Consider the following 6,151-nt stretch of genomic DNA (forward strand, 5'->3'; position numbering starts at 1 on the left):
GTCGAAGAACGTGGCCGATCCCAGTCCAGCCACCGAACAAGCCGCCGTGCCGGTCGACCGCCCGGCCACCTACCGGGCGATCGCGCTGCGGATCATGCCCTTGCTCGTGATCTGCTACATCGTCAGCTTCATCGACCGGACGAACATCGGGATCGCGCAGGAGGGCTTCAAACGCGATCTCGGTTTCGGTCCCGCGGTCTACGGCCTCGGCGTGACGGTGTTCTTCGTCGGGTTCATTCTCTTCGAGGTACCGAGCAACGCGCTGATGGCACGGATCGGAGCGCGTAAGTCGCTGGTGCGCATCATGGCCTCCTGGGGTGTCGTGACCGTGGCCACGATGTTCGTCCAGGACGAGTACACCTTCTATGTGGCGAGGTTCCTGCTCGGCGTCGCCGAAGCCGGGTTCTTCCCCGGGGCGCTGTTCTACCTGTCCCGCTGGTTCCCGTCGGCGCGCCGGACCCGGATGACCGCGATCTTCTTCATCGGGGTGCCGGTCTCCGGAATCGTGGGTTCGCTGATCTCCGGTGGCATCATGCACGCCCTCGGTGGTGTCGCCGGACTGGCGGACTGGCAATGGCTGTTCCTCGTCGAGGGGATCCCGCCGATCGCCCTCGCCCTCGCCGTGCTGTACTGGCTCGCCGACGAGCCCGAGCAGGTCCGCTGGCTCACTCCAGCGCAGAAGGCGGCGGTCCGCGCCGACCTCGACGCCGACCAGCGGCTCAAGGGAGGGGCGGGCGGCACGCGGACCCATATCGGGCTTCGCGCGGCACTGAGCGACCCCAAGGTCTGGATCCTCGGGCTGTGCGCGTGCGGTGCGTACACCCTCGCGAACGCGGTTTCCTTCTGGGCACCCAGGATCATCGCCGACGCCGGGGTGGGCGATGTGCTGAACCTAGGCCTGTTCTCCGCCCTGCCACCGCTGGCCGGGATCGTCGCCATGCTGATCGTCGGACGGCATTCCGACCGCATCCTCGAACGGCGCTGGCACGCTGCCACGGCATGGATCGTCGCGGCACTCGCGATGTTCGCGATTTCCCTTTCCCACGGCAATGTCTACGTGGTCGTGGTGCTGCTCGCCGTCCTCGCGGCGGCGCACTACTCGGGTCTGACGGTGTTCTACTCGATTCCGTCGATCTATCTTTCGGACCGCGCGGCCGCGACCGGTATCGCCGTCGTGACCTCGATGGGCTCCTTCGCGGCCGCCGCGTCGCCTTCCCTGCTCGGGTTCATCCAGTCCGCGACCGGGAGTCTCGCACTCGGGCTGCGGATCAGCAGCGGGATCGTGCTGCTCGCGGTGGTCGTCCTCCTCGTCGGCGTACGGGCGGCCGACCTCAAGGAGAAGCCCCCGACGGCTCCGTGACGCGGTCATGGCCGTGAAAGACTGGTTGCGTGGTTGACGGATCCGCAGTGCGTCGGCAACGCGCGGAGGCAGCCGTTGCCGACCGGTTCGGCTCGCTGCTCGAAGCGCTCGGCGTCGACCTCGACGCCGAACTTCTCGTGCCGGCACTGACGCACCGCTCGTACGCCTACGAGAACGGATGGCTTCCGTCGAACAGCCGGCTGGAGTACCTGGGAGAGGCCGTACTCGGCTTGGTTGTCACCGATCACGTGTACCGGATTCACCCGGAGATGCCTTTCGGAATACTCACCCGGCTCCGTGCGAGCGTGACCAGCGCGCGAGCTCTCGCCGGGGTCGCGCGCACTCTCGGTGAAGGCGGTCTCGGCGTACATCTGTTGCTGGGCAAGGGTGAGGAGCTCACCGGCGGACGTGACAACGCCGGCATCCTCGCCGACGGACTCGAAGCCCTGATCGGCGCGATCTACCTGCGGCACGGCGTCGACGTCGCGTGGCGGCTGGTGCACCGGCTGTTCGGCGACCTGCTCGACGAGGCGCTACTGCGCGGCGCGGGGCTCGCGGGCAAGCCCTGACCGCTCAGTCCTCGGAGGCCGCCAGGCCTCACGCTCGGCTGGCTCTCGGCGTCGATGTGGCAAAGCACCAGTGTGAAGACTGACTCCGGCCCAGCCGGAAGACTGGCAAGGCGACCGTGTCACCATCACGATCGGTGGCACCGTCGCCCGCCAGTCCGCCATCAGCAGATCAGTCAGACCGGGATGTCGCCTGGTGTTCCCCACTGGGTGGTGAACAGGCCGAGGCCGTACCAGTTCCCGTCCGACGGGCGCCACACCACGAAGTCGGCCCGCGGGTCGCCACCGAAATTGCCGGACAAGGGAACGTCACCGGCCGTACCCCACTGCTGGGTCGCGATTCCGAGTACGTACCAGTAACCGTTGCTCGGCCGCCAGACGGCGAAGTCGGCACGGCCGTCCGCGTTGAAGTCACCGGCCACCGGAATGTCGCCGGCAACGCCCCATTGCTGGGTGGCGATATCCCGTACGTACCAGACGCCGTCGTTGGGCCGCCAGACGGTGAAGTCGGCACGGCCGTCCGCGTTGAAATCGCCGGACACGGGAACGTCACCGGCAATGCCCCACTGCACGGTGGCGATTCCGAGTACGTACCAGTAACCGTTGCTCGGGCGCCAGACGGTGAAGTCCGAGCGGCCGTCGCCATTGAAATCGCCGGTCAGCGGGATGTCGCCGGGCGTACCCCATTGCTGGGTCACCACGGCGCCGGTGCTGCTCTGGATGATGTACCAGTAACCGTTGCTCGGCCGCCAGACGGCGAAGTCGGCCAGGTGGTCGCCGTCGTAGTCCGCGGCCACCGGTACGTCACCCGAGACACCCCATTGCTGAGTCGCCACGCTGCCGTTGCTGCTGCGGATCACGTACCAGATGCCATCACCAGGACGCCACACCGCCTTGTCGGCGAACCCGTCGCCGTCGAAATCGGCGGCGATCTTTTGTGACGCGGGCGAAGCGGTGATGCTGACATCGGCGTCGTCCGCGCTCGCGACCGATGGCACGACGAGCAGGCCTCCGACCAGACCCGCTATCGCCATCCCCGTCCGAATGGTTCTTCGCATTTTCCGGAACCCTTTCCACTCTATGGATGTACGCTTCCCAGTCCGCTCCTCTTGCCGAAGATTCGCACTGGAATGTCTACAGGCTGGCGCGGAAACGTGTCATTGTCAGCAAGGGTTCCGTACAGTGGACCAAGTGAGGGGGATTTCGATGGAGACCGGAAAAAGACCCAGAAGCGTCCTCGACGGCGCCTTCACCCTATTGGATGCCTTGATACGACATAAAGGTGAAGCCGGATTGACTCAGCTGGCGAATTCCTGCTCGATGCCGAAATCGACCGCACACCGATTGCTCGAACAATTGACCGCACTGGAGGTTGTCCAGCGCAGTGAAAACCGCTACCGCGTCGGCGCGCAGGCATTCCGGCTCGGCCAATCGTGGCAGCCCTATCCGCGATTGCTGGAGCTCGCCCGCGGTCAGCTGCGGTGGTTGTCCGCGGCGACGCGAGCCAGCTCGGTGTTCTCCGTGCCGTGTGACGGCGACATCCTGATCGCCGCCAGCCGCACCCTGCCGGAGCACGACCTCCTCCTGCGCCCAGGGACGACCGTGCCGCAGCTCGCCGGCCACTTTTCGCCTGACTGGCAAGCAAAACACGGTCTCGTCGTCACCGAAGCACCCGTCAGACTGCCGACCGGCGAGAGGCTGGGTTCGATCGCGGCCGCGATCGCCGTGCGGCAGTCGCCGGGGGCGGTGTCCGACGCCGTCGCCCGCACTGCCCGCGTCCTCAGCGCGGCACTGGTGCACTGACCCGAGTCGCGCGCTGACTCCCACACTCTGACACTCATTTCGATTGCCGCGATGAAACAGGAGAATGGCTGGCCGAAAGGTTCCCTTGCCATCGGATTCCCTGACTGAGCCGGTGTCGCCGTCCTGCTTGTACTCGTAGGCTTTCCAGGCACACCAGATCACCGTCGCGAAGGTTCCGTTTCCCGAGTCGCACGCGCCACGAGTACCTCGGTCGCAGCATGATCGCCGCCGACTGGCCGAAGGAAGGAATTGAGGATGGGTAGGACGCCACCGCGGCTTTACATGTCCATGTCGGTCGACGGGTGCATCACCGGGCCGGATGACCTGCCGGGCCAGGAACTCGGCCGCGACGCCGACCGGACACGAGCACGATGACTTAGCCGTTCCCTCATCCGGCGCCACGGTCATCGCGCACGCGGTCAACGTCGGTCAGCCGGGAACCCGTGCCGGGCGGCGATCGCTACCGCGCAGGCCAGCGCGGCCAGCGCCACCGCGATCCAGGGCAGCGGAGTCGCGGTTCCCGCCCGGTCGAGCACTGACCCACCCAGGAGCGCCCCGCCCGCGATCGCGAGGTTCCAGACCGTGATCGCCAGCGACTGCGCGACGTCCGCCGTGCGCCCGGCGACCTTGGCCGCCGCGGCGGGAAACAGGGTGGGGGCTCCGCCGAAAGCCAGACCCCACAGGGCAACCGCGCCGTACAGCACCACGGGCCGGTCCGCGGCGGAGCCGATCAGCGCACCCGCGATGGCGAACACCGCCGTCGAGGCGAACACCAGCGGCCGCGACCACTTGTCGATTACCGCGCCCACCACCCAGATCCCGAGTACGGAGGTGACGCCGAAGACCAGCAGCACGGTACCGAGAAGCCGCGTTTCACCTGTCGCGGCGAGGACCGGTGCGAGATAGGTGTACAGGATGTTGTGTCCGAGCACGAAGACGAACGTGGTCGCCAGAACGGCGGGAAAACCCTTGATCGAAAGTACTTTCCACGGTGCCGTGCGCTGCCCCGCCTGCTCTCCCGGCAGGGCCGGGGCCTGCCATCGGACCCAGCCGGCCAGCAGGACCGTGATCGCGACCAGCATGAGGAACGCGTAGCGCCAGCCGACCAGTTCGCCCAGTATCGTCCCGGCCGGAACTCCGGCCGCGAACCCGATCGGGGTACCGACCATCGCGATCGCCAGCGCCCTCCCGGCATGGGCCGCCGGGACCAACCGCATGGCGTAGCCGGGCATCATCGCCCACAGCACCCCGGACACCGCGCCCGCGAGAATCCGGGCAATCAGTGTCAAGGCGTACACCGACGAGAACGCTGTGATCGCGTTGACCACGGCGAAGCCGAGAATCAGCCACAGCAACAACGCGCGACGCGGCAGGCGACGGCTCAGCGTGGTCAAGGGCACCGCCGTCACCGCCGTGCTGATGGCGTATACCGTGACGAGTTGTCCTGCCTGTGCCTCGGAAACGCGCAGGTCTGCGCTGATGCCGAGCAGTACTCCGGCGGGCAGCGTCTCGGTCACACAACCGACGAAGACCACTGTCGCGAAAGCCAGCAGCGCGCCAAGCGGCAGCTTCGGGCGAACCACGCCCGTGTCACGGGGAGGGATGGCATCCACAGTCATGCGGCTATCGTGGGCGTCTCACACTGGTGTCAGGGTCAAGGTGACGAGCGGTGAGGTGGGGCACATGCGCATCGGGGAACTGTCGAGGCGGACCGGGGTTTCCGTCCGCCTGCTGCGGTACTACGAAGAAAAAGGGTTGCTCCGGTCCACGAGGGGCGACAACGGTTACCGCGAATACACCGAAGCCTCCCTTGACCGGGTCCACAAGATCCGAGGCCTGCTCGAGCACGGCATCCCCACCCGGATCATTCGCACCATCCTGCCGTGCTTGAACAGCCCCGGCGCGATCCACATGCGCGTTGTCGCACCCGAGACGCTGGCCAAACTCGAGCACGAACGGGAGCAGCTCCAGCGGCGCATCGATGCGCTCGCCAAAGACCGGGAAGCGATCGACGTCTACCTGGAGCAGGCCCGGCCACGTCTGCGCGGTGCGTATTGAGGGGTAAGTCATAGGTGGCGTGGCGAATTTGGCGGCGGCAGCGGACTCGCCAGTGTCCCGGCGCTCCTGGACTGTCCACAAAGGATACTTTTCGGGATGCTAGGGTCCGGTTTGGGCAGGGGGTCGTGAGTAATTTGGGTCGTTAGAGCCAAGAGTGTCTTGGGTACCTACTGGATTTAGCTGCGGGGCTGATCGTGGGTCAGGTCCGTGAAGGTCTCCTTTCCTATCCTGAAGCACGTGAAGGCCCCTTCACTACCTTCAGGTCGCCGCTGTGGTCGCAGGTGCATCAGCAGGCACAGTGGTCGCGCGTGAAGGACTCCTTCCCTCGGCTGAGCCGAGGAAACTCGACCTTCACACCTTCCCC

The 6,151-nt window shown here is 66.4% G+C and carries 5 protein-coding genes and 1 pseudogene; 4 read left to right on the top strand and 2 right to left on the bottom strand.

From position 1 onward, the window contains the following. The first annotated feature begins 10 nt into the window (after nt 1-10). Together AB0M65_RS19665 and AB0M65_RS19670 are read left to right on the top strand one after the other, a co-directional pair. Nucleotides 11-1,360 carry an MFS transporter gene (locus AB0M65_RS19665; protein WP_364029174.1) on the top strand — a complete coding sequence of 450 codons (1,350 nt, stop codon included), beginning with the start codon at nt 11-13 and terminating at the stop codon, nt 1,358-1,360. Between the two features lie 95 nt (nt 1,361-1,455). Then, nucleotides 1,456-1,914, top strand: a pseudogene (locus AB0M65_RS19670) (ribonuclease III domain-containing protein); the annotation flags it as partial. Between the two features lie 188 nt (nt 1,915-2,102). Here the strand turns inward: AB0M65_RS19670 and AB0M65_RS19675 are convergent. Then, nucleotides 2,103-2,984: a VCBS repeat-containing protein gene (locus AB0M65_RS19675; protein WP_364029176.1), complete on the bottom strand. Its 882-nt coding sequence runs from the start codon at nt 2,982-2,984 to the stop codon at nt 2,103-2,105. Nucleotides 2,985-3,132: 148 nt separating this feature from the next. Between AB0M65_RS19675 and AB0M65_RS19680 the strand changes: the two genes are divergently transcribed. Continuing rightward, nucleotides 3,133-3,729, top strand: coding sequence for a helix-turn-helix domain-containing protein (locus tag AB0M65_RS19680; RefSeq protein WP_364029178.1), 597 nt, complete (start codon nt 3,133-3,135; stop codon nt 3,727-3,729). Nucleotides 3,730-4,148: 419 nt separating this feature from the next. Here AB0M65_RS19680 and AB0M65_RS19685 read toward each other — a convergent pair whose 3' ends face one another. Continuing rightward, nucleotides 4,149-5,348, bottom strand: coding sequence for an MFS transporter (locus tag AB0M65_RS19685; protein ID WP_364029180.1), 1,200 nt, complete (start codon nt 5,346-5,348; stop codon nt 4,149-4,151). Between the two features lie 64 nt (nt 5,349-5,412). Between AB0M65_RS19685 and AB0M65_RS19690 the strand changes: the two genes are divergently transcribed. Continuing rightward, nucleotides 5,413-5,787 (top strand): MerR family transcriptional regulator, encoded by a 375-nt coding sequence (locus tag AB0M65_RS19690; RefSeq protein WP_364029182.1) that lies wholly within the window; start codon nt 5,413-5,415, stop codon nt 5,785-5,787. The last annotated feature ends 364 nt before the right edge of the window (nt 5,788-6,151 follow it).

The sequence above is a fragment of the Amycolatopsis sp. NPDC051071 genome (genome assembly GCF_040682875.1).
GTDB lineage: Bacteria > Actinomycetota > Actinomycetes > Mycobacteriales > Pseudonocardiaceae > Amycolatopsis.

Coding starts and splice junctions, on each gene's coding strand:
- AB0M65_RS19690 (WP_364029182.1), top strand. CDS start 5,413: ATGCGCATCGGGGAACTGTCGAGGCGGACCGGGGTTTCCGTCCGCCTG.
- AB0M65_RS19680 (WP_364029178.1), top strand. CDS start 3,133: ATGGAGACCGGAAAAAGACCCAGAAGCGTCCTCGACGGCGCCTTCACC.
- AB0M65_RS19685 (WP_364029180.1), bottom strand. CDS start 5,348: ATGACTGTGGATGCCATCCCTCCCCGTGACACGGGCGTGGTTCGCCCG.
- AB0M65_RS19675 (WP_364029176.1), bottom strand. CDS start 2,984: ATGCGAAGAACCATTCGGACGGGGATGGCGATAGCGGGTCTGGTCGGA.